This window comes from Rhodobacter sp. 24-YEA-8 (assembly GCF_900105075.1).
Classification (GTDB): Bacteria; Pseudomonadota; Alphaproteobacteria; order Rhodobacterales; family Rhodobacteraceae; genus Pseudogemmobacter.
Genome location: NZ_FNSK01000002.1, coordinates 489,804 through 511,219 on the forward strand (window position 1 = coordinate 489,804; position 21,416 = coordinate 511,219).

The following is a 21,416-nucleotide window of genomic DNA, read 5'->3' on the forward strand; positions in this document are numbered from 1 at the left end:
CCATCCCCATATGCGGGAGCGCGCTGTGACGGGCGTCGCGGTTCTGCCGGTTGGCTCTGGAAAGGCGTCACTGCGGAATTTCCGGGGGGCTGGTGTCCGGTACGGGCAGAGCCCGTACGGGGGAGACCCGGGAAAACACAAGCGGCCCGAAAGCCTTAAGCTTCGGGCCGCGTCACTCATACAGAACTGAACTCCTGCACTGGTTACTTACATCCCGGGCAGGATGGCGATGTCACGGACATTCGCGCCATCGATGCGGCCTGCCTCAGTGGTGGCGCCGGTTTCCAGGTTGACCGAATGGAAGCCCCCCTCGACGACCAGCCAGGCCGCATTGCCACCCTTGCCATCCGAGGCGATGTCGAACCCTGCCTCGGCCGGCTTCACGCCGATCTCGCCCACCGGGTTCAGTGTGCCGTCATTTGGCGGATCCTGAAGCACCAGCCAGCCGGCAGCCCCGTCGATATTGAAGAGCTGGGTTTTCTCGGCGCCCTTGTAGGAATTGGTATAGGCCCCGGCGATGATGTTCGGTGCGGTGCCATCGGCGTAAGCGTGGCTGCCATCGGTCACCACTTCGCCGGTCTCGACCGTCACGCGCAGGCTGGTGCCATCGCTGCCCATCACCCGCAATTTATCGGCAACCGGGTTGAAATCGACGGTGGCCGCGACGCCATCTGCCAGCCTGGTGGCCAGCGTGCTGACCTTTGTCGCCACGCCGGTTTTAGGGTCAATGGTGGCGAGGGTGCCATCGGCAAAGACCCCGTACAGCATGCCATCCGCCGGGCGTATATCGATGCCGAGCAGGCGTCCCTCGACGCCGGTCACAGTTACGCCGCCGGTGCGGGTCCAGCTTTCGGTGTCGAGCCAGTGCAACTCGTTTTCACCCGAAAGGCCGACAACTGAGGCAGCCATGGCCGGCGCGGCGAGGGCAGAGAGCAAGAGGCCCGCAGTGACCGATTTGATCGCATTCATCGGAAAGTTCCTTCTTTGGTTGGGGTTTGCCGGTCATCCCGGCGATAACGGGCCATGTCCGTGCGGGAGGGAGAGACCGCGCGAAACATGGCCCGGTCTGTGCCGGAGGGATCAGCCCTTCGGCAGCAGAACCTTGTCGATGACGTGGATCACGCCATTGGACTGGATCACGTCGGCGATGGTGACATTGGCTACGCCGCCGGTTTCATCGGTCAGGGTAACCATGCCATCTTTGGCTTCGGCGGTGATTTTGCACCCTCCGAGCGTCTCGATCACATGCTTGCCGCCATCATCGGCCACCATCTTCTGCACATCGGCTGCCAGTGCCTTGGCACCGACGACATGGCAGGTCAGCACCTTGACCAGCATCTCTTTGTTCTCGGGTTTCAGCAGGGTCTCGACGGTTCCCGCTGGCAGTGCCTCGAAAGCGGCATTGGTGGGGGCGAAGACGGTGAAGGGCCCTTTGCCCTGCAGCGTCTCGCCAAGGCCGGCTGCCGTCACAGCGGCGACCAGCGTGGTGTGATCCGCCGAGTTCATGGCGTTCTCGACGATGTTTTTATCGGCGAACATCGCAGCGCCGCCGACTTTCGGATTGTCCTGGGCCAGTGCCGCCCCGGCTGTTGCCAGTGCGAAGCATCCGGCGATGACTGCTTTGGTAAGGGTCTTCATCTGACTTCCTCCCGGAAATGTCGATCCCGTTGATCGGGGGACACAGGAAGTCACGGATGCGGGTTGCAGAAAGTTTCAGACCGGTGCGATTTTTTTATAAAGCCTTAGAGCCGCGCCGAAATCTGTCACGCTCAGACCACCGGTATCAGATGTCGAGAAGGTCGCCCACAGCGAGAACAGGCCCTGTCGGCTGCCCGGTGGGAGAGCCGCCGGGCGGCTCCAGGCTGATTGCCATATGCGCGGCCGTGGTCATCAATGCGCGGATCTGGTCGGTGGTCCCGACCCGTGTCGACACACCCGCCGGGATCACGCCAAGCGAGACGGGCGCTTCGGCGCCGCGCGCAATCCAGAGCTGGAAATCGCGCCCTTCGACCGGGTCGCCGGTCATATGGGCCAGGCTGACACTGCCCGTGGCCGCATCATAAAGCACCAGATAGGTCACGCTGCTGCCCTCGGCGGTCAGAGACGCGGCAAGCCGGTCGGTTGCCGCCGGGGGGGACAGGGCCGGCAGGGTCACCGCGGCAAGAAAAGCCACGGTCGCCGCCCCCGCGAGCCCGCGCCAGAGCGCAAGACTTGACCAGATCCCGCGCCGGGCCGGCACGTTTCCGAAAAGCCGCAGATCCAGGGCGCGTTTCACGGCTGGCGGCAGGTCGGCCGGGACGAACCCTTCGGCCATCGGAGACAGTCGCTCCTCCCATTCGGCGACAAGCCGGGCAAACCCCGTATCGGTTTCGACCCGGCGGGCAAGCTCTGCCTGCAGCGCAACGGGCAGGCCGCCCAGCACGAATTCGGCGGCCAGAAGCTCGTCGCCGCCTTCGGTGAAATCCTTGTCCATATCGGTGTCGCTCATCTCTGCAGACACTCCTTCAGCCGCATAAGGCTGCGTCTCAGCCAGGTTCGCATCGTGTTCAGCGGCACATCATGGCGGGCGGCCAGATCGGCATAGCTGTCGCCCTCCAGATAGGCCGACCGCACGGCATCGGCCCGCCCGGCCTCCAGCTCATCCAGACAGTCGTCAAGCTGCCGCCGCGCTCCTGCTGCAACGGCGCGGGCCTCAGGCCCCGGTGCCGGATCACGGATCTCCAGGGCCACATCATCGATCGCAGAGGCCGCTTCCCGCCTTGCGCGCAGCCGGTCGATGGCCTGATGCCGGGCAACCGCAATCAGCCAGGACATCGGGCTTTGCCCGGTCACCGCAAACCTGTCCGCTCTGAGCCAGATCTTGATGAACACGTCCTGCACCGCCTCCTCGGCCTCTGCCCTGTCTTTCAAGACACGAAGGCAGGTGCCAAAAAGTTTCGCGGAGGTTGAGCTGTAGAGCATATTGAACGCAACCCGGTCCCGAAGGGCCACCCTGAGGATCAGAGCAGAGATGTGGTCACGGGTAGGGTCAGATGTCATCTTGCCTCCGGCCGGTTCGCCCGATCATGCGCCGGGGCGGGCCCCCGTACAAGGGACCAGGAGGCTGACAGAGACGCAAATGGCTTTTTGCCGCCGTTCGGGAGTGCACCGGGGCAGGGGGGTGATGGCACGGCTCCGGCGGCAGGGCCGGTATCATGCCATGGAGTCGCCTGGTGCCGACATCTCCTAAAGGACTATATTGCAATCAATATTGACCATAAAGAACTATAGATATATCATATAGTATGTAATCAGAGAGGTGCTGCATAGTGAAGTATAAACTTGCCATAATCGGGTGCATGTTTGTTTCCGGATGCGTATCCAGTATGCCTGCTGAAAAGGACGCTGACCTGATCAGGATCTCTGTTGAAGCGCCTGCCAGGACTTCGTTCGAGCGTCTCGTGACTGCGGCCCAGCCGCTTGCAACGCAGGCTTGTGCGAAAGAGCAGAAGCAAGCTCAATGGGTTGTGGCGAAGGAAGTCTCGCCGACCAGAACCTCGCTCGCCTTTGCCTGCTGGTAAGCAAGAGATTATCCGGCAGATGTGGCGGCTGTGACAACAGTCTGAGACCCCGCCTGACTGTCGCGGCTAAGGAAACCGAAAGCCCTGCCGACATCTGTGCGGCAGGGCTTTTTTTGGTGAGCTTTTCCCGGTGCCGCCTCCGACACGCCCTATGGAAGGGGGAGCGCCTGGCGCAGGGCGTTCAGCGGGATCTCTGGTAATAGTCGTTGTTCTGATACGCCGCCTGTACACCCAGCGTCAGGGCCGTATGCAGCAGCGGGGGTTTCAGCGTTACATCGCAGGCCATCATCCGCTCGCAGGTGAAGTCATGGGACCGGATTTCGCTTGAGACCAGCACCAGAGGCAGCCTGGGTGTCGCCCGGCGTACCTGCATACAGAAATCAATCGTGCTCTCGGTGTCGCCAAGGTAATCGGAATCGACCAGCAGAAAATCAAGCTTCGGCGCATATTCCCGCAGCCAGTCGAGTGTCATGCCGTTCTCGGAAACCACCATGACCACCGCCCGCATCCGGTCCGACCAGTCGCTGAGATCGCGTGAGAGGGCGCCCATCTGCCCGCACATCAGGATCAGACCCTTGGGGCAGAGCGGTGCGTCGATCAGCGATGAGGTTTTCAGACTGTAAGCCACATTTGTTTCGGTCTCCGCAGCCGGAGGAACGCGCATAATCATCGCGCTCTCTGCGGGGCGAATGCTTGCCTGATGGCTTTTGGTCAGTCTCAGCACGGGTCTCTCCTTATGGACATAATCCGGCTCTTTTGAGTCTTTTGTGTCGAAAGTATGTATCCTTTGGCCATCTGTCTTTTTTGTGGCGGGTTCTTTTCGGATTGCGTCAAGAATGTGGCGTCGTGGCGTGCAGCCAAAACGGCGGGCCGCCTGCGAGGGCTGCGCAGGCAGTCAAACGGATCGTTCTGGCTGGACGGCTCCAGGCGTTACCGGGCGAGAGCTGCGCCACAGGAATAGCTGTCGAGAATGAGATCCGCCTGCGCGACCCCTATTCCCAGCAGATCAAGCAGGCTCTGCAGGAATTCGTCGATGCCGAGCAATGCGAGAAACTCTCCAAGGCTGTTCACAAGAGCGCCGAGAATACCGAGCAGCAGAGAAAGAGTAAGGTTGACCAGCCCGAGCAGAGGACACAACAGGAAGCCAAGCGGCCCGCCGCACTTGTTCACCTGGTCCTGCAGATCCTTTCTGACGCTCTCAAGGAAGCTGGCAGTATCCCTGAGCAGGCCGGAAAGCGTCAGCGGATTTCTGACGGGAACCGGTTTGCCAAGCTCGCTCAGCCGGATTGCCACCTGCTGCGTTCCGCCGCCGAGGCTGACCCTCTCCATATCCTTCGGGTCTACGCCAGCCCGGCTGTCCAGGAGGCCCACACGCAGGGCCAGTTCCGCAGGCGCAGTCTGGACCGAGAACACTGCCAGCTGGTCCGACGGCGCCTGAGCGCTGCAATTCAGACTGACCGGCACTGCCGTTGCCGTGGCAGCCGCAACATTCAGCGAGACCGTCAGGAGACCGGTTCCGCCGAAATCGAGCACATTTGCCAGGACCCGCGCGTCCACCTGCGCCACCGAAGCCTTTGGCGGCGGTGTGTCACCGACATAGCCAACGGCGATCACCGGCGGGCGGATCAGGCCAAGCGAGACCGAGATATTGACCAGTTTCCCAAGATTGACCGGCAGCTCGACACTCAGCCGCTGTTTCGGGTCTGCGGCCAGCCCGGCCATTGCCATCACAAGGTCAAAGACATTCAGTTTGATATCAGGAAGGATGTCACCAGCGTTCAGGCCCAGCAGGCCCGGAGACGCCCCTACGATCTGCCCGAGGGTCAAAGGCCCGGTCCCGACCTGGGTTGGATTAATGTCGATCTTCGCAAGCCCGCCGAGCGTCACCAGATGGTTCAGCAGGGCCAGGCGCCCGACCTGGAGATTGAGAACATCGTTGAAGCTGAACACATCAAGCCCGACCTCGGTTCCGGCAATCAGGCCGAGCAGGTTGTTCAGGCTGACTTTTGTGGTGGCGAGGCCCATATAGCCAAGCACTTCGGTATTCAGCCCGAGGCCCAATGGCCCCAGCACCCGCCCGAGGATTGCACGGTCCGTGTGCAAAGACAGGAGCCGGTTGCGCAATGTGAAAGCGACGACCCCGCGCTGCACCCCGATCGCCGCGCGTCTGATGACGATATTCTCGTCGCTTAAGATCGGTGACAACAGAAACGGGCGAAACCGTGAGGGCACAACAACCTGAACCGCGCTGGCAAATTCCGGCCGCGCCTGATTTGGCGCCCGCGTAAAGACGCCGCTGACCGGATCATAGCGTCCGATCCGGATATCGGCATCGGCAAGGGTGATCTGCCCGAATTTGTCATTGCGCAAAACAACCTCCCGCGCGGCCTGGCGGGTTGCCACCGGATCCGGGAGATAGCGCGACGCACTGAGTGCGGCGAGGTCAGCCTGAGACTGGGTAAACCTTTTCTGCGCGTTCAGAAGCGAAACATCGGTCGCAGCCCCACCGATGAGCATCAGGAGAGGCATCAGAAGGACAAAAAGAATCGAAATTGCGCCGGAGGCGTCTTTGAGAAACCGTTTCAGCGTAGTCATCGCGTAAACCAAGAAATCTACGCCCCCGAATGAGTACTAGTCTTAAGGTTGCAGAATGCAACCTTAAGTTTGCATGTTCCTGGAAAAAGCTGCGTTTGCGGCTTTGCAATCGGCTGACCAGCCTGGGGTCAGGTCATATCCCCGCCCTGGCCACATCTCCGAAAAACTCATCGGCGAGGCTTTTGAGCTGGCCGAAGCTGAGAGGCTTCTCAAGCGCATAATTGGCGCCTGCCTCTTCCAGATCGCGGCATTCCGACCCAAGCGTCGAGGCGGTGATGCCAATGATCGGCATGGTCTTTTCGGTCTGCCGTATTTCGCGCACCAGCTCGCTTCCGATCAGGCCGGGCAGCAACTGGTCGACGACCACCATGTCGTATTTGTTTTCGCGGAACAGCTTCAGCCCGGCATCACCGCTTTCCGCCCAGTCAACCTGCCTGAACAGCTTGCGCAATCTGGTTACGGTGATTTCGCCGACCAGCTTGTTGTCCTCGACCAGAAGGACGCTGCGATCCTCGTAGAGCGGAGTGATGTCGTTCATCGATATTACCTTTTGCTCCGGCTGTACCAGTTGGCGCGCTATCCGGGCCGGATGTGTCAGAACAAACCGGCTGCCATTGCCGTCATCGTTAAGGGTCAGATCTCCGCCCATCAGGCGGATCGCTTTACGGGCGGTATAAAGCCCGAGACCGGGCCGTTCGTCAGGATTGTCCGCACTGGATTCAAAGGGCTCGAAAATCGTCTCACGCCGGTCGGGTTCAACCCCGATACCGTCATCCGCAACCTGCCAGGTGACGATACGCTCGTCTTCGGTCCCCCTGGTCACGAAGGCGTCGATCATTACTTCCCGGCCGCGGGAGTGGATGATCGCATTATGGGCCAGTTTTGACAATGCGATGAAGACCCGGTTGTGATCGCTTTGCAAAAGGGTGTCGCTGTCCTTCCCGGCGGTGAAGGTCAGATTGATCCCATTGCTGACCGCAACCGTTGAGAAGATGTCGAGAACCTGCTGCGCCATCTCACGTATGGTAAAGCCGGTATTGGCGATATGGCCGGCGCCGGTACCACTGCCCGCCCGAAGATCATCAAGAATTGCGATGATCCGGTCCAGGGTTCTTTCGTAACCCGCCCCGATATCCTCCCAGTCGGTGCCGGATTTGAGCTCTTCGCCCAGCATGGAGAGGATGGCGATCGGGGTGCGCAATTCATGCGAGGCGATGGAGAGCAGGCGCTCTTCGCGCAGGATCGCCTCCCCGAGCAGCTGTTCGTAACGGGCAAGCCGGTCGGAGAGATCTTTCTCGCGCTCCTGGCTGACCAGTGCAAGCCAGGCTTCGGGGGGAGATTTGCTCAGCACATGTGCTTCGAATGTCATGAGCCGGGGCGAGGTGTTCTTCTCGGGGTCTTTGCCGCCACGGGTCAGCTGGATCCTGACGGGTGGGGCCGGTCGCTTGCTGTCGCTGCGCAGCAACTGGACCAGGTCGATCAGGCCCGAGAAATCCGAACCCGAAAAGGCCTCGTCGAACCGCACCAGTTCCCCATAGCCAAGGCTTTCGCCGCTGCCCCCTGCAAAGCGCAGCGTGCGGTCGTCAAGATTGACGCGGACGATCCAGGACTGGGCCGCCTTGTGGAACTGCCGGGTGACAGCCACCGGAGGCAGGCCTGCATTGCCCACGGGATCATTGCCCCCGGCTGTTGGCTGGCCGATGCTGAAAAGGACCGCGATCAGCAGGACGAGAAACACGGATTGCAGAACCGGGCCTCCAACCGTTTGCGAGGCGTTGAAAGCCAGGGTTGCCGCCGTCAGAAGGATGCCGGCCCAGAGCAAGAGGGCAGGGCGGCGGAACAGGACCACACTTGCCAGCGTTGCGGTGAGAAGCACCGTCCCGACCCCTCCGACCTGACCGTAAGGTGCGAGTTCGGGCAGCGCCATGACAAAGGCAAGCGCGGCAAGGGCGCTCAGAAAAGCCAGCACCACCATGAGTGGCGCCGGGCGGGTGTCGGAATCGGTTTCGCGCAGAACCTCCATCCCCTGCAGGGCCAGCGCCGCAGCGGTCAGCGCGTAAAGCGCGTCAACAAAGGCCCCCGACACCGAGGCGAGCCGTGGAAGTTCGCCGGCGATGAGCGGGCGCAAGGATGTGGCCAGCAGGAAGCAGCAGGCCAGAACCAGCGCTGTCGCTGTCAGATGCACCGGGTTGCGAAGCGCAAGGCTGAAACTGCTGAGGCGGCTTGGTATCAGCGGCCAGGCCGATCGGCTGATCAGAACTGCCCCGATGCCGGAAACCCAGAAGAATATGGCAGTGAGGGTATCGGCGGTGGAATAGGCCGATGCATTGGCGAAACCGAGCCATGGCACAAGCGGCATTCCCGGCAAAAGGATCAGGCCGATAAAGGATGCAAGGATCGTCGGGACCCCGATCACCCGACCATGTCCCGCGAAAAGCCCGGCCAGAACAAAATGCACGATGGTTGACCAGACCATGACGCTGGTCAGCAACAGATCCGGGACCGCAAGCATGGGGCGCCCGCCCAATACAAGCTGGGCCCCAAGACATGGCGTCAGGACCAGGCAGAGTGCGGAGACCCAGCGGAATTTGTGGCGGCTGATTTGCGATGTCGAAATTGGCATTTATGTCAGGGTCCGCAGTCCATGTCAGAATGAAGAGACGATCCGGTATATGGCCGGGGCAAGCAGCAGGATCAAAAGGGGTGGTACGGTAAACATCATCGTTCCGAGCGTCATCTTGGTCGGCAGCACATTGGCACGTTCTTCAATTTTTCGGACGCGCTGGTCGCGGAGATCTGCGCTGAACACGCGCAGGGTCTGGGCGACCGGCGTGCCCATGTTCGAGGATTGCAGAATGATATTGGCGAGCTGTCGCAGATCCTGATTGCCGGTCTCATAGACCAGTTTCATCCAGGCTTCATGGCGGTCCGCCCCTGCGGCCAGTGCTTCGGTCAGGTTGACAAGCCCGGCGGACAGGTCCGGATGGACAGGGGCGAGTTCCTCTGCGACGCGCATAACCGCGACATCGGTGGATTGCCCTGCCTCGACACAGATAAGCATGAAATCCAGGGCATCCGGCAGCGCGATTTCGATCCGTTTCAGCCAGGCGTTTCGTCGTCTGTCAACGATCATTACGGGAATGAAATAGCCCAGCACCGCCATAATCAGCTGAAAGCCCAGTTGTGGCAGCGGATCCAGATCCTGCAACTGCGGCAGCACACGCAGCAGGATCACCGAAAGGATCAGGGCGACAATCGCGAAACCGACCTTGGCGTAAAGAAACCAGCGCATGGCTTTCGGATGACGAAAGCCTGCCTGGAACAACTGTCTGCGCAGTTCGGAATTGTCGGATTCCGCCTCGGACATGACAAGGGGCATATCCGGAACAGACTTCGCCGGTGCCGCAGGAGGGGTCGCGGGGGCACGCTGCAGCATCAGCAGGGCCATTGCGAACATCAGGGCGCAGCCGATGAAGCATCCCAACAGGATCCAGGAGCTGATAGCGATCATTCGATGCCCTCTGTCATATCAGTCCCCCGCCTTATTCGATTTTCACGAGCCAGCGCATGAACATCATGTTCATGAACAACAGGCCGGCGACGACGCAGAGCATCGGAATGAAGAAGGGCTTGTCAGAGATCTCGGCGAAATAGTCAGGGTTGATCGCCAGCAGCATCACCGTGGCGCCGATCGGGAAGAAAGACAGAAAGCGCCCCGACCATTTTGCTTCGGCGGTAATCGAGCGTACCTTGCGCTGCAACTGTTGCCGGCCCCGCGCGATGGCGCAAAGACGTTCAAGCACTTCGGCCAGATTGCCACCTGTCGAGGATTGCAGGGCCACCGCGGCGGCCAGAAACCGCAGGCTCTGGTTTCTGCAGCGATCTGCCATTTCACGCAAAGCGCTCACCGGTTCCTGGCCATAACTGATCCGGCGCGAGGTCTCGCCAAATTCCTCGGCCAGCGGGCCGATCAGCTCCTGCCCGACGGCATGGAGCGCCGAGCTGACCGGCAGACCGACCCGGAGCGAGCGCACGATCATATCGAGTGCCTCGGGCACACCTTCCTCAATGCGGAGCAATCGCCTGGTGCTGCGCATCTTCATCCAGAAATACCATATGATCGCTGACAGCAGCAGCCCGGTCACCGCGCCGATCAGGATATTAATATCCAGAAGCGCATTGAACAAAATCATGACCAGTGTCGTTATGGTCAGCGTCAGCACCAGAGCAATACGCCGCATTTCGGCGGTGAAGGCCGCCATATTGAGGTCGTCCCATTTTCCGGGCAGCAGATGACGCCACCAGGATGGCGGCCCGTCGCGGCGCAGCGTCACCTGATCCGGGGAGGGCGCATCCCCGTCGGTCGCTGGCCGGCCTGAAAAGCGCGCGATGACGGCTTGCAGAAAGGCGCGGCGGTGCAGCACGCGGCTATAGCAAATTGCAACGACAATCAGGCCCAGCCCTGCTCCGACCAAAAGCGAAAAAATGAGAGCAAGGCTCATGGTCACGCCCCGTAAAGGTCGGGAGGCAGGGTGATCCCCCAGCGGCGGAAGCGGTCGGACGAATCCGAGCGTACCCCGGTTGCGGCGAAATGCCCTTCGACACGGCCATCGGGGGTCACGCCGCTATGTTCGAAATAGAACAGTTCCTGCATGGTGAGGACATCACCTTCGCAGCCCGTCACTTCGGTGATCGAGGTCACTTTGCGGCTGCCATCCTGCAGACGGTTGACCTGCACGATCAGGTTGACCGCGCTGGCGACCTGGCGGCGCAAAGCCGCCAGCGGGATCTCGATCCCGGCCATGGCAACCATGTTTTCCAGCCGGCTGGTGGCGTCGCGCGCCGAATTGGCATGGATTGTCGTCATCGAACCGTCATGCCCGGTATTCATGGCCTGCAGCATATCGATCACCTCGTCGCCGCGGGTCTCGCCGACGATAATCCGGTCGGGGCGCATCCTGAGGGCGTTGCGCAGACAGTCCCGCTGGGTGACGGCGCCTTTGCCTTCGATATTGGGCGGGCGGCTTTCCATCCGGCCGACATGTTTTTGCTGAAGCTGCAATTCGGCGGTATCTTCGACCGTGATGATGCGCTCGCGCTTGCCGATATAGGCAGAAAGCGCATTCATCAGCGTCGTCTTGCCTGAGCCGGTCCCGCCCGAGATCACGATATTCAGCCGGCAGGCAACAGCGGCGCGCAGATAGATCGCCATCTTCTCGCTCATCGCGCCCAGAAAGGTCAGCTGTTCGAGGCTGAGCTTGTCTTTGCGGAATTTCCGGATGGAAACCAGCGTGCCATCAAGCGCGATAGGGTAAATCACGGCATTGAGACGTGAGCCATCCTGAAGCCGGGCATCGACATAAGGGGTCGATTCGTCCAGCCGGCGCCCGACCATGCCGACGATCTTTTGCAGGATGCGGCGCAGATGGGCCTCGTCCTGGAATTGCACATCGGTCAGTTCAAGAAGCCCGCCCTGTTCGATGAAAACCTGCTCGGGTCCATTGATGAGAATATCAGAAACGGATTCTTCATTGAGCAGGATTTCCAGCGGCCCCAGCCCCATGACTTCATAATAAAGGTCATTGACCAGGCTGTCGCGGTCGGACCGGCTCACCGCAACACTTTGCGACGGGATGACCGCTTTCAGAACCGCGGCAATCTCGGCTTTGATATCGGCCTCCGAGGCCTGCACCAAAGCGGAAAGGTTAAGAACCTCCAGCAATTGCTGATGGGCCTGCTGCCGGATCTCGGTCAGCTTGCGCCGGCGCTGGCGTGCGGCCTGGTTCTCTGCCGAGGGGACTTCTGCCGGCAGCGCGGCTTCTGGCTGAAAATGGCTGAGCGGGTTTTCCTGGGGAACCTCGTTTTGCTCTGCAAGTCTGCTGTCGCGAAATTTACGAAACATCAGCCAGCCTCCGTCGTGGACAGCTCTCGTGGCCCTGCCTTGGCAAGGATATCTGCGGCCAGGTCGCGGATCGCCAGTCTGAAGACATTCGCTGGCGCATGTGTGGCCAGAGGAATTCCGGCATTGCAGGCCATGGAAACCGGATCCCCTCCGTCGGGCAAGGTTTTGAACACGCCGAACTCATTGTCCTTTTCAAAACGGGCGAGAGAGTCTTCCCACAGCTGGGACCGCCGCAGCGGCGCGCGGTTGAGCAGGCAGCGGAATTTGCCTCCGGGCAGCCCCTCGGAGCGGATAAGATCCTGCAGCTTCGCCAGGTTCTGCGCGGAACGGACATCGAGCAGGGCAGGGGCCAGGACGACCGAGGCCTGATCGAAGGCGGCGCCGCTCCAGTCCGGAAGCTGATGCGGCAGATCGACAATCACCAGATCCGCCTTATTGCGGGCGAGCCCGACAAGACGGCGCAAATGCGCGGCATTGATCCCGTCGACCGGCAGGATCTCTCCAGGGTCCGAGAAAATGTGCAGGTTTGGGGCGGTGCTGCGCAGACACATGTCGAAAGCATCAGAGTCGAGCGCCTCGATGCCGCGATAGGCGTCAAGAATGCGCGTATTCGCCGTAAGGCCCGCATAGGTTGCGACATTGCCATATTGCAGATGCAGATCAATCAGGCAGACAGTGCGGTCTTGCTGCGCCTGCGCCAGTTCAGTGGCAAGATTGACGGCGATTGTCGTTGCGCCCGCGCCGCCGCAGACGGGGAGCACCATGATTGTCTTCAGCGCGTCAGGCAGATCGCGTCCGGGTGGCGGCACTATTATATCGGTCGGCGCGGGATCAGAAATCCTGGTCTTCCCCTTGCGCGAAAAGACCCTTCCCCAGAATCCTGAAGCCGGCGCAGGACCGGCTGCGCTGTCTGGTCCGGGACCGGCTGTCCCGTCAGCGGGGGCGTCTTCTCCGTCAGCTGGGGCAGCGTCGGTGAAGGGGGGGCCGTAAAGGACTTTCACCCCTTTGCGCGCGGCATCCGGGATCTGCAATCGCGACTTCAGCGGCAGCAGGACCATTACTTCGCCCGTGTGCCGGCCTGCCTCTTCCACAAGTGCCTGCAAGAGCCGCGGCAGCGCCGTCTTACTGGCATTCGGGACCAGAACAACGGCGTCGAAGCGGTCTTCCCGATGAAGCTGCAGGTGGTCGAGTGCCTCGGACATGGACAGATCCGTGCGAACCGCACCGGGGGGAATGCGCGAAAACCAGGCTGCAAAAAGCATCACGGCGTCGACGCCATCGCAGATTGAGCAAAGGCGCGTTTCTTGTGTGGCCCGAAGTTTGCTCAGCATGGGACTTCTGCAATCGATCTGGAACCGCCTCTGATAACCGCGGTCGGACAGCGCTCCCGGGAAGAGTTCCCGCCGGTGATCTTGCCGAGTATGGATGAATCGCCTGTGTCCTGGTTGCCGGATGCGCGCACCGCCAGTGGCAGTTTCTCAAGGTCGGTCGGGCCAAACACCACGAAATCACCGTCAAGGCTGCGGCTGCCATCAGACAGGATGATGCTCATAAAGCCGCTCTGATGATTGGCCACGACACCGCGAATGGCGTCCGTGAATTCTCCTTCCAGCAACAGCTTGTCAGCAAGCGCTGACACGGCCCCGGCAGGCTGCCCGTTTGCGGGCGGTGTTCTGACGCGCAAACCGGTCGCGATCAGTCTGGTCTCGGATTTTCCGGCACCGATATCCTGGGTCCAGACAATGTCGACACGGGTGCCGTTTGCAAGCTTGCCGCTGAAATCGGCCAGATTGCGCGGCGTAATGGCAAAAATCCTGCCGTTTCCAACCGGCAGCAGCACCCCTGCCGGCGTTGTGCCCGTTTTCGCAATGTCAGTATCGAATATCGCGTTCCCAGCTTTCAGCGCGCTCAGCGCCACAAAGCTTTCGCCCTCTGCGACCGCGGGCAGACCTTGCAGGATGTTGCCCGGCAGATAGCTGACCGGAATTTTTGCTGTAACAAGGCTTTCCGCAGTCAGCACGGTGCCAGGCGCGATGTCGCGCGCCGCCAAGGGTATCTCAACAGTATCACCGAAGGCGCGCAAGCTGCTGCGTGCCGAGGCGAGCTCGAGTTCCAGGGCCCTTGTATAATGAAAGGTGCCGAATGCCCCGCCGAGCGCCAGGACGATCCCGGAAGCGATCAGTGCGATTATTTTGACGTGCATTGCTTCGTGCAACCCTGGGTATAGTTAACGTTTATATCTGTGATGTCATTTCCGACTTCGTCAACTGCGTCATCTACGATCTGAGCGAGCTTTTCCGATGCCAGATCCAGAACGCCGCTGTTCACGAGCACCACCGCAACGGCGGCCAGCGCGAATGCTGCGGCGCTCAGCACCAGCCAGTCGACAGAGATCGCACCGCTCTGGCCGGTCGCAAATCTTACTGATCTTGTCACCTGGCCCTCCTCACGTTTCCGGAAGACGCAAACATCACTTCGCGCGGTATTCCGATCAGTCGTCTGTACGGTACATACTAAGTAAGGTCACGCAACTCTTGTTTCACTGAAAGATCATGTATCCGATCGGCTTACCGGCAAGGTAGTCCTGCCGCGCCGCCGCGTAATGGCGCAGGCTCTTCTCGATATCGGCGTCCGACATAAGGCCCGACAACATCGCTTTCGCATCGCGACTGCGCCCGTCCAGCGCATAGGCGATGGCCAGATTGGCGCGCACGGTGTCGCCATTTGCAGGATCGCGCAGCAGTTCTTCCATCAGCTTCATCCCGGCGCCGATATTGCCGCCCAGCACCTGGGAAAGGGCGTAGTTGCTCAGCAAGGGGAAGTTGGTCGGCCAGGTTTGCAGCGCGCGCGTGTAGACCTCCTGCGCTTCTGCATGGCGGGACAGGTAGTCAAGGGAGACAGCTTTCCCGGTGAGAGCCGCGAGATTGGTCCGGTCGAGCCGCAGAGCTGTATCGAAATGCTCGATGGCGGTCTTGGGATGCATCTCCTGGAGCGCGAGATTGCCAAGCTGGTTGTGAACCTCGGGAGCGCGCCGGTTCAGATCGCGTGCCCTGAACAGCGCATTCTGCGCCCGGTTGTACTGGGCCAGCGCAGTATAAGACTTTCCAAGCCCGACCAGGGCGGTCACCGATTTCGGATTTCTGGCAGAGGCGAGCTCGAACAGGCGGGCGGCTTCCTCATAGTCCCCGATGGACCAGGCCGCCTCGGCAACCTGTTCGGTTTCGCCTTCCGGTTGTTTTTCCATGGCTGCGGGCAGGCTGCAGCCGGAAAGCACAAGCAATGCACACAGGATGACCGGAAGCGCAGCCAAGCGTGAAAACATGTCCGCCCTCATAAGTTGTATTCCACTATAGGTTTAGTCGCCGGATTTCAGAACGTCCATCACCTCGAGTCTATGGATATTGCAAAGTCCGACCGAGTGACATATACGAAAGTTACTTTATCAGTTCTTAGGTTTGTATCATGCAGGTAAAAGCTAAGCGAGATCTGGCAGAATCAACTGCCGGTAGCAGTGTTGGAGCCTGAAGTGGGTCGGATGTACATGACCGGGCCATAGGTGTTGGTAAGCAGTGAATCTACCGGAAGCGGAACCGCCTTACTGTTTCCGTCTCTTGGCTGCCGCTTCTTGCGGCAGCCTTTTTATCAGGCGAACCGGGGTAAGAGGCGTGTCGGGTTTGCGTTCTATATGGCATTGCGGGAATCGACCGACTGACCTATGCCAGTGACAAAATCCCCGGAGGGCCATACCCATGGTTGAGATATTTACGGCGGCAAGCGGCCAGTCCGGTGCTGCGACCCGCAGCGTTTCGAATGATGTCCGGCTCTCGGTTCCGTCCGAAGTTTACTTCGGAAGCGGTGTTGCGGGAGTCGCCTTCTACGAGAAATCCGGGGCGGATCTGAAAGTGACACTCCTGGACGGGCAGGAGGTCATGGTCAGGGATTTCTTCGTCATTGGTCCTGCCGGAGAATACAGCCGGCTGCGCGATGGCGGATCGGCAGGCGCGGTCGAAGTGACCGGGCTGATTGCGCCGGAACCCTTTGTTCCGGCAGATCCTTCTGCGCAGACCGCTGTCGCGGAAGTTGAAGAGAAAGCCCAGACAGCGCAACCTTCGGAGGCACTTCGGGACGGTGAGACCGTGGTCGAGGTTAATGTCGGGGGCGGTGAACCGGCGGGCGCGGATGCCGGATCCTCGTCGGGCGGAGACGCCGGCGGCGGCGGTACGTTCTTTGCGGGAATGCCGCTGGACGGTGCAATTTTCGGAGCATCTATGTTCCCGGCAGTCGGCATTATGCTGCGCGGCGGCAATGATGATGATGTCGCACCTGCACATGCGCCTGTGGCAGCTGCTGCGCCGGTGACCGCACCGGAAGAAACCGTTGCAGAAGAACCTGTTGCAGAAGATGCCCCCGCTACGGTCGGCACTGATGCACCGGCAGATCCCTATGTTGCGGATCTTCTTGCGGCGATTCTTGATCCGGACCACGCTGAGACCGATCTGTTTGCCGGCGATACATCTCCCGCGCCGGTCTCTCTGCTGGCCGACGCGGCAGATGGCAGCGCCTCGCATGATACAGGCTCAGATCTTCTTTCGGCATTGTTGGGTGATCTGATCTACACCCCGCCGGAAGGCTGATCGGCGCATCTGTATATGGTCCTTGCTCCATCCCTGTTTAGGCATGCCCGTTCCGGTGCTCTCGCGCTTTGTCTTGGTGCATTTTCAGTGTCACCGGTGCTGGCGCAGTCTCTGAAAGAGGCGGTCAGAATCGGGACGGAGCGCGACCCGACGGTCGAGGCGCTGCAACACGCTGTTGCGCGCGAGACGACCAATATCGAGATCGCGAAAGACGGCAAGCGGCCCCGGCTCAGTGTTTCGGGGGCCACCAGCACAACCGATGATGATCCGGCTCTGACAGTGACTGTCTCGCAGGTTCTGATCGACTGGGGTCTGGTCAAAAGCAGGATTGCGGCCGCCTCGCTGGGCCGGATCAAGGTCGTGGCACAGCTGAAAATGGCGGTTGAGGATCTCAGCCTCGAGATCTCTGAACTCTATCTGGAAATTGAGACGCTTGATCTCAAGATCGCGAAAACGCAGGTCTATATCGATTTCGCGAACCGGATTGAAGGTTTCTCGCGCAGCCGTGTCTCGGCGGGTCTTTCGGACAGTTCCGAAATCGCGCGCGCGCTGCTGGAAATCGCCCGTGCGGAAGAGCGGATGACGCAGCTGCAGGCGGATCGCACGATCACATCTTCGCAGCTGGAATTCCTGCTGGGTAAGCCGGTGGTCAATCCGGGCATCCCGCCGAATCTGGCCTTTACCGACCAGTTTGCATCCAGCGCCAATATCATTGCAGCAGTCGTGATCGCCCCGGCCTATGTTGAGGCGAAGGCCGATCTCGATATAGCTCTGCAGGGGATCAAGGCCGCCAAGGCATCCAACAAGCCGAAGATCACCCTGCAGGCTCAGGGCCGCCAGGACCTGACCGGTGGGCGCGGTCGCAGTGGCGCCGTGGGAATCACCGCGGGCGTCGATCTGAATTCCAGCAGTTTCAGCGGACGTGCGGTGGTCGCGGCTGAACAGGACAAGGCCGCGGCCGAAGCCCGGCTGAAAGCGGCAGAGCGCGATCTTCAGAACACGGTTCGGGTTTATGTCGAACAGATTCGTGTTTTGCAGGGCAATGAGGCCTCGCAGCAGCGCCAGCTTGACCGCGCAGCAGAGGTTCTGGCTGCCTATGAGCAGCAGTTCATCGGCGGTAAAAGAGAGCTGATCGACCTTCTGACCACGGGGCGCGATCACTACGAAGCCGAAATGGACAAAATTGAGACATACAAAGAACGCAAACATACGGAATATGCTGCCGCACACTCCGTTGGTATGTTAGGCTCTCTTTTGTTTGGTACCCGTTGATCCAACGTTAAAGACCTCCAGCACTCAGGCGGGACATTATGGCTGCCAGCGACAACAGGGACGCGCTCGTTCTCGGCCTGATAGAGCTTTGTCGGGCACATGGTATTGCGGCCTCGGTCGAGCGACTGAGCGATGGCCTGCCGCGGGAGGCGCATGGCGGCCTCAGCATCACCGCAAGTGCGCGGGCGCTGCGCCGCGTAAACCTGAGCTGCCGGATTGCCGCCGGCCCGCTTTCCTCGATCCCGCCCGAAGCGCTGCCGGTTCTTGTCTTTGGCAAGGATGATGAAGTCGCCCTGCTTGAACAGCTGGATGAGACCAGCGCTGTTCTTGTGCTGCCGGAGACGGGTGGCGGGCGCGTGCATAAAAGCCGGGCAGAGCTGGAAGAGGCCTATGGTGGCCGATTCCTTGCCTCTAAACCGGTCGATGTTGTGTCGCAGCGGCTTGGCGAGACCGATCCGGACAGGCGGCACTGGATCATCGGTGCGGTGCTTGGAAACATGTCCATCTATCGGGATGTTTTCCTTGCGAGCTTTGTGGCCTCGCTGCTGGCGGTCTCGACCGCGATGTTCTCGATGCAGGTCTATGACCGTGTTGTGCCGAATCAGGTGTTCGATACGCTGTGGATCCTGGCCAGCGGCGTCGGTCTTGCCATTCTGCTGGAATTTGTCCTGCGGATGATGCGCTCGCGGCTGATTGACCTGTCGGGGCGTGATCTTGATCTGACGCTCTCGGCACGGCTGTTTGAACAGGTCGCAAATCTTCGCCTGTCGCATCAGCCGCGTTCGACCGGGGTTTTTGCCAACCAGGTGCGGGATTTCTCGACCGTCCGCGAGTTTTTCACCTCAGGTACGGCGTCGGCGATCTGTGACATTCCTTTCGTGCTGATCTTTATCGGCATCATCGCCTATATCGGTGGCCCGGTTGCCTTTGTCGTATTGTTCGGCGGCGTGCTGATGGTAGGGCCGGGGCTGCTGATGCAGCGCAAGCTGGCAACGCTCTCCCGCCAGAATACCCGGGAAAGCGCTGCCCTGAACGGCCTTCTGTTGGAAGCGGTTTCCAATCTGGAAACGGTGAAGGCGGCGCGGGCCGAGGGGCGGCTTCACCGGGCCTATGTGCAGCTGACAGCGACCATGGCCGAAACCGGCGTGAAAGCCCGCGAGCAGACCACATTCCTGATGCAGATTGCCTCTTCCACGCAGCAGCTCTGCTACGGGCTGGTCGTGGTGGTCGGGGTCTATCAGATCTCTGCCGGTAATATGACCACCGGCAGTCTGATCGCCTGTACGCTTCTGACCAGCCGGACGCTGGCGCCGCTTGGCCAGGTTGCCGGGCTTCTGACCCGCTGGCAGCAGGTTCGCGCCGCAATGGACAACCTGGACAAGATTATGGAAATGCCGGTCGAACGCCCGGCGGACCGCCATTATCTGCGCGCCCAGCAGATTGGCGGCAGCTATCAGGTTACGGATGCCACCTATGCCCATGACAAGGAAAGCGGCGAGGTTCTGAACATCAAAAGCCTCACCATCAGGGGCGGCGAACATATTGCGCTTCTGGGAGGCAACGGGGCAGGCAAATCGACCCTCCTGCGGCTGATCGCCGGTCTGACAGATCCTGCATCGGGCTCGGTGCTGCTTGATAACCTGTCACTGGCGCAGATCGATCCGATCGACCGCCGTCGCCAGATCGGCTATCTGCCGCAAAGCGCGGCGCTCTTTCAGGGCACGCTGCGCGAGAACCTGCAGCTTGATCACGGGCTCCACAGTGACGAAGAGCTGTTCGAGGCGCTGGATGCTGTCGGGCTGGGACGCCATGTCCGCCGTCATGTCCGCGGTCTTGATATGGCGCTTTACAGCAATGCCAATGTCTCGGGCGGGCAGCGCCAGGCCATCGGCCTTGCCAGGATCATTTTGCAGGATCCGAGGGTGGTGATCCTGGACGAACCAACGGCGGCATTCGATCACATGACCGAACAGCATGTCGTGCAATTCCTGAAAACCTGGCTGGCAGGCCGCACCGCGATCATCGCAACGCATAAGCGCGAACTCTTGGCTCTGACAGAGCGCGCGGTTGTTCTGAAAGACGGCGCAATCGCGCATGATGACGCGCTTGGCAAGATCATGGATCTTGCGCGCGCCTCTTCGACCCAGCAGGTGAAGGCTGTCAAATGACACAGACAGATTTACAGCCGGATTATCTCGACGGAAGTTTCCGTCGTAAATCCATGGTCACGGCCCGCCATACGGTCTGGATTGTTTCGGCATCGCTGCTGATCGCGGTGATCTGGTCTGCTTTTGCGCAGATCAATGAAATCACCCGTGGCGACGGAACCGTGGTTCCTCTGCGCCGGATGCAGACGATCCAGAGCCTTGAAGGCGGCATTCTGTCGGAATTGCTGGTGCATGAAGGTGACATCGTCCGGGAAGGGCAGGCCATCGCAAAGATCGACGCGACGCGCTTTCGCTCGGCCTTTCTGGAAACAACTGCCGAGATCGATACGCTGCGCGCCGAAATCGCCCGTCTCGAAGCCGAGGTGATGGAAAGCGACAAGATCGAATTCAGCGGTGATGCGGATGGCGAGGCCCGGGCCAATGAGCTGCGGCTGTTTCAGGCCCGCCGCACCAAGCTGAATGAATCTATCGGCGCGGCCGAAGCGGAACGCGCCGCGATCATCGGTCAGATCGACATCACCGAGCCGCTGGCGAAACAGGGATCTGTGAGCAAGGTCGATCTGTTGCGGCTTCAGCAGCAGGAAGCCGAGCTGCAGGGGCGGATCAGCGAGTTGCGCAATAACTATGTGCAGGAAGCCTATCGCGATCTGGTTGCGAAAAAGGGGCGGCTTGTGGTGCTGGAACAGCAGATGATCCAGAAACAGGACCAGCTTGACCGGACCGAGATCAGATCGCCGGTTTCGGGGCGCGTCAATAACGTCAATATCACCACGCTGGGCGGTGTCGTGCAGCCCGGGGAATCCATCATGGAAGTGACCCCCATCGACGATCAGCTGATGATCGAGACAAAGGTTTCTCCGCGGGACGTGGCTTTTATCGCGCCCGGAATGCCTGCCAGCGTCAAGATCACTGCCTATGATTTCTCGACCTATGGGGATCTCAGGGGAACGGTCTCGCAGATCAGTGGTGATACGGTCGATGAACAAACGGCAAATGGTGTTCAGGCCTATTACCGGGTGATGGTCACCACCGAGAAAAGCTATCTTGAACGAAATGGTGAGGAATTGCCGATCCGCCCCGGCATGGTGGCGCAGGTCGACATTGAATCCGGTCGGCGTTCGGTGCTGAGCTATCTGACGCGGCCGATTTTGCGCGCTCAGCTGCGTTGATTAAATTGTAGGTAATACAACCAGTGGTATTTGTAATCCCGCTGGATATCGCGTTATGGTATTCGCGTATCGCGCTGTAGCCGATACGATGTGACAGACAACGGCGTAATAACGCG

The 21,416-nt window shown here is 60.3% G+C and carries 18 protein-coding genes; 4 read left to right on the top strand and 14 right to left on the bottom strand.

Going from position 1 to position 21,416, the window contains the following annotated elements; genetic code table 11:
- Positions 1 to 207 precede the first annotated feature (207 nt).
- From BLW25_RS18795 to BLW25_RS18865, 14 genes are all read right to left on the bottom strand, one after another.
- Positions 208 to 969, bottom strand: a complete 762-nt coding sequence (locus BLW25_RS18795; protein ID WP_092902963.1) for a DUF4394 domain-containing protein — start codon at positions 967 to 969, stop codon at positions 208 to 210.
- 111 nt (positions 970 to 1,080) lie between these two features.
- Positions 1,081 to 1,638, bottom strand: a complete 558-nt coding sequence (locus BLW25_RS18800; protein WP_092902964.1) for a fasciclin domain-containing protein — start codon at positions 1,636 to 1,638, stop codon at positions 1,081 to 1,083.
- Positions 1,639 to 1,783: 145 nt separating this feature from the next.
- Entirely contained in the window at positions 1,784 to 2,488 is a 705-nt protein-coding gene (locus tag BLW25_RS18805) for an anti-sigma factor (protein ID WP_171909642.1), read from the bottom strand.
- Positions 2,485 to 3,039 (bottom strand): sigma-70 family RNA polymerase sigma factor, encoded by a 555-nt coding sequence (locus tag BLW25_RS18810; protein ID WP_092902968.1) that lies wholly within the window; start codon positions 3,037 to 3,039, stop codon positions 2,485 to 2,487. The genes BLW25_RS18805 and BLW25_RS18810 overlap by 4 nt, the downstream gene beginning before the upstream one ends.
- Positions 3,040 to 3,741: 702 nt before the next feature.
- Positions 3,742 to 4,284, bottom strand: coding sequence for a hypothetical protein (locus BLW25_RS18820; RefSeq protein ID WP_092902972.1), 543 nt, complete (start codon positions 4,282 to 4,284; stop codon positions 3,742 to 3,744).
- Positions 4,285 to 4,490: 206 nt separating this feature from the next.
- Complete coding sequence (locus BLW25_RS18825) at positions 4,491 to 6,155, bottom strand: pilus assembly protein TadG-related protein (RefSeq protein ID WP_092902974.1); 1,665 nt, start codon at positions 6,153 to 6,155, stop codon at positions 4,491 to 4,493.
- 133 nt (positions 6,156 to 6,288) lie between these two features.
- Positions 6,289 to 8,667: a response regulator gene (locus tag BLW25_RS18830; protein ID WP_171909643.1), complete on the bottom strand. Its 2,379-nt coding sequence runs from the start codon at positions 8,665 to 8,667 to the stop codon at positions 6,289 to 6,291.
- A gap of 135 nt (positions 8,668 to 8,802) precedes the next feature.
- Positions 8,803 to 9,666, bottom strand: a complete 864-nt coding sequence (locus BLW25_RS18835; protein ID WP_092902978.1) for a type II secretion system F family protein — start codon at positions 9,664 to 9,666, stop codon at positions 8,803 to 8,805.
- Positions 9,667 to 9,697: 31 nt separating this feature from the next.
- Positions 9,698 to 10,657 carry a type II secretion system F family protein gene (locus tag BLW25_RS18840; RefSeq protein ID WP_092902980.1) on the bottom strand — a complete coding sequence of 320 codons (960 nt, stop codon included), beginning with the start codon at positions 10,655 to 10,657 and terminating at the stop codon, positions 9,698 to 9,700.
- Between the two features lie 2 nt (positions 10,658 to 10,659).
- On the bottom strand, positions 10,660 to 12,057 hold the full coding sequence (locus tag BLW25_RS18845) for a TadA family conjugal transfer-associated ATPase (protein ID WP_092902982.1): 1,398 nt from the start codon (positions 12,055 to 12,057) through the stop codon (positions 10,660 to 10,662).
- A complete protein-coding gene (locus tag BLW25_RS18850) occupies positions 12,057 to 13,259 on the bottom strand; it encodes a CpaE/TadZ family protein (protein WP_171909644.1) in 1,203 nt (400 codons plus the stop codon). The genes BLW25_RS18845 and BLW25_RS18850 overlap by 1 nt, the downstream gene beginning before the upstream one ends.
- Before the next feature lie 122 nt (positions 13,260 to 13,381).
- Positions 13,382 to 14,272: an SAF domain-containing protein gene (locus tag BLW25_RS18855; RefSeq protein ID WP_216279421.1), complete on the bottom strand. Its 891-nt coding sequence runs from the start codon at positions 14,270 to 14,272 to the stop codon at positions 13,382 to 13,384.
- Entirely contained in the window at positions 14,245 to 14,493 is a 249-nt protein-coding gene (locus BLW25_RS18860; protein WP_092902988.1) for a hypothetical protein, read from the bottom strand. Before BLW25_RS18860 ends, BLW25_RS18855 begins: the two co-directional genes overlap by 28 nt.
- Before the next feature lie 103 nt (positions 14,494 to 14,596).
- Positions 14,597 to 15,379, bottom strand: coding sequence for a tetratricopeptide repeat protein (locus BLW25_RS18865; protein ID WP_171909645.1), 783 nt, complete (start codon positions 15,377 to 15,379; stop codon positions 14,597 to 14,599).
- A 427-nt stretch (positions 15,380 to 15,806) separates the two neighbouring features.
- Here BLW25_RS18865 and BLW25_RS18870 point away from each other — a divergent pair, with 427 nt between their 5' ends.
- From BLW25_RS18870 to BLW25_RS18885, 4 genes are all read left to right on the top strand, one after another.
- Entirely contained in the window at positions 15,807 to 16,691 is an 885-nt protein-coding gene (locus BLW25_RS18870) for a hypothetical protein (RefSeq protein WP_092902992.1), read from the top strand.
- A 96-nt stretch (positions 16,692 to 16,787) separates the two neighbouring features.
- On the top strand, positions 16,788 to 17,963 hold the full coding sequence (locus BLW25_RS18875; RefSeq protein ID WP_171909646.1) for a TolC family protein: 1,176 nt from the start codon (positions 16,788 to 16,790) through the stop codon (positions 17,961 to 17,963).
- A 38-nt stretch (positions 17,964 to 18,001) separates the two neighbouring features.
- On the top strand, positions 18,002 to 20,131 hold the full coding sequence (locus BLW25_RS18880) for a type I secretion system permease/ATPase (protein WP_092902996.1): 2,130 nt from the start codon (positions 18,002 to 18,004) through the stop codon (positions 20,129 to 20,131).
- A complete protein-coding gene (locus tag BLW25_RS18885; protein ID WP_092902998.1) occupies positions 20,128 to 21,300 on the top strand; it encodes a beta-barrel domain-containing protein in 1,173 nt (390 codons plus the stop codon). Before BLW25_RS18880 ends, BLW25_RS18885 begins: the two co-directional genes overlap by 4 nt.
- Positions 21,301 to 21,416: the final 116 nt, after the last annotated feature.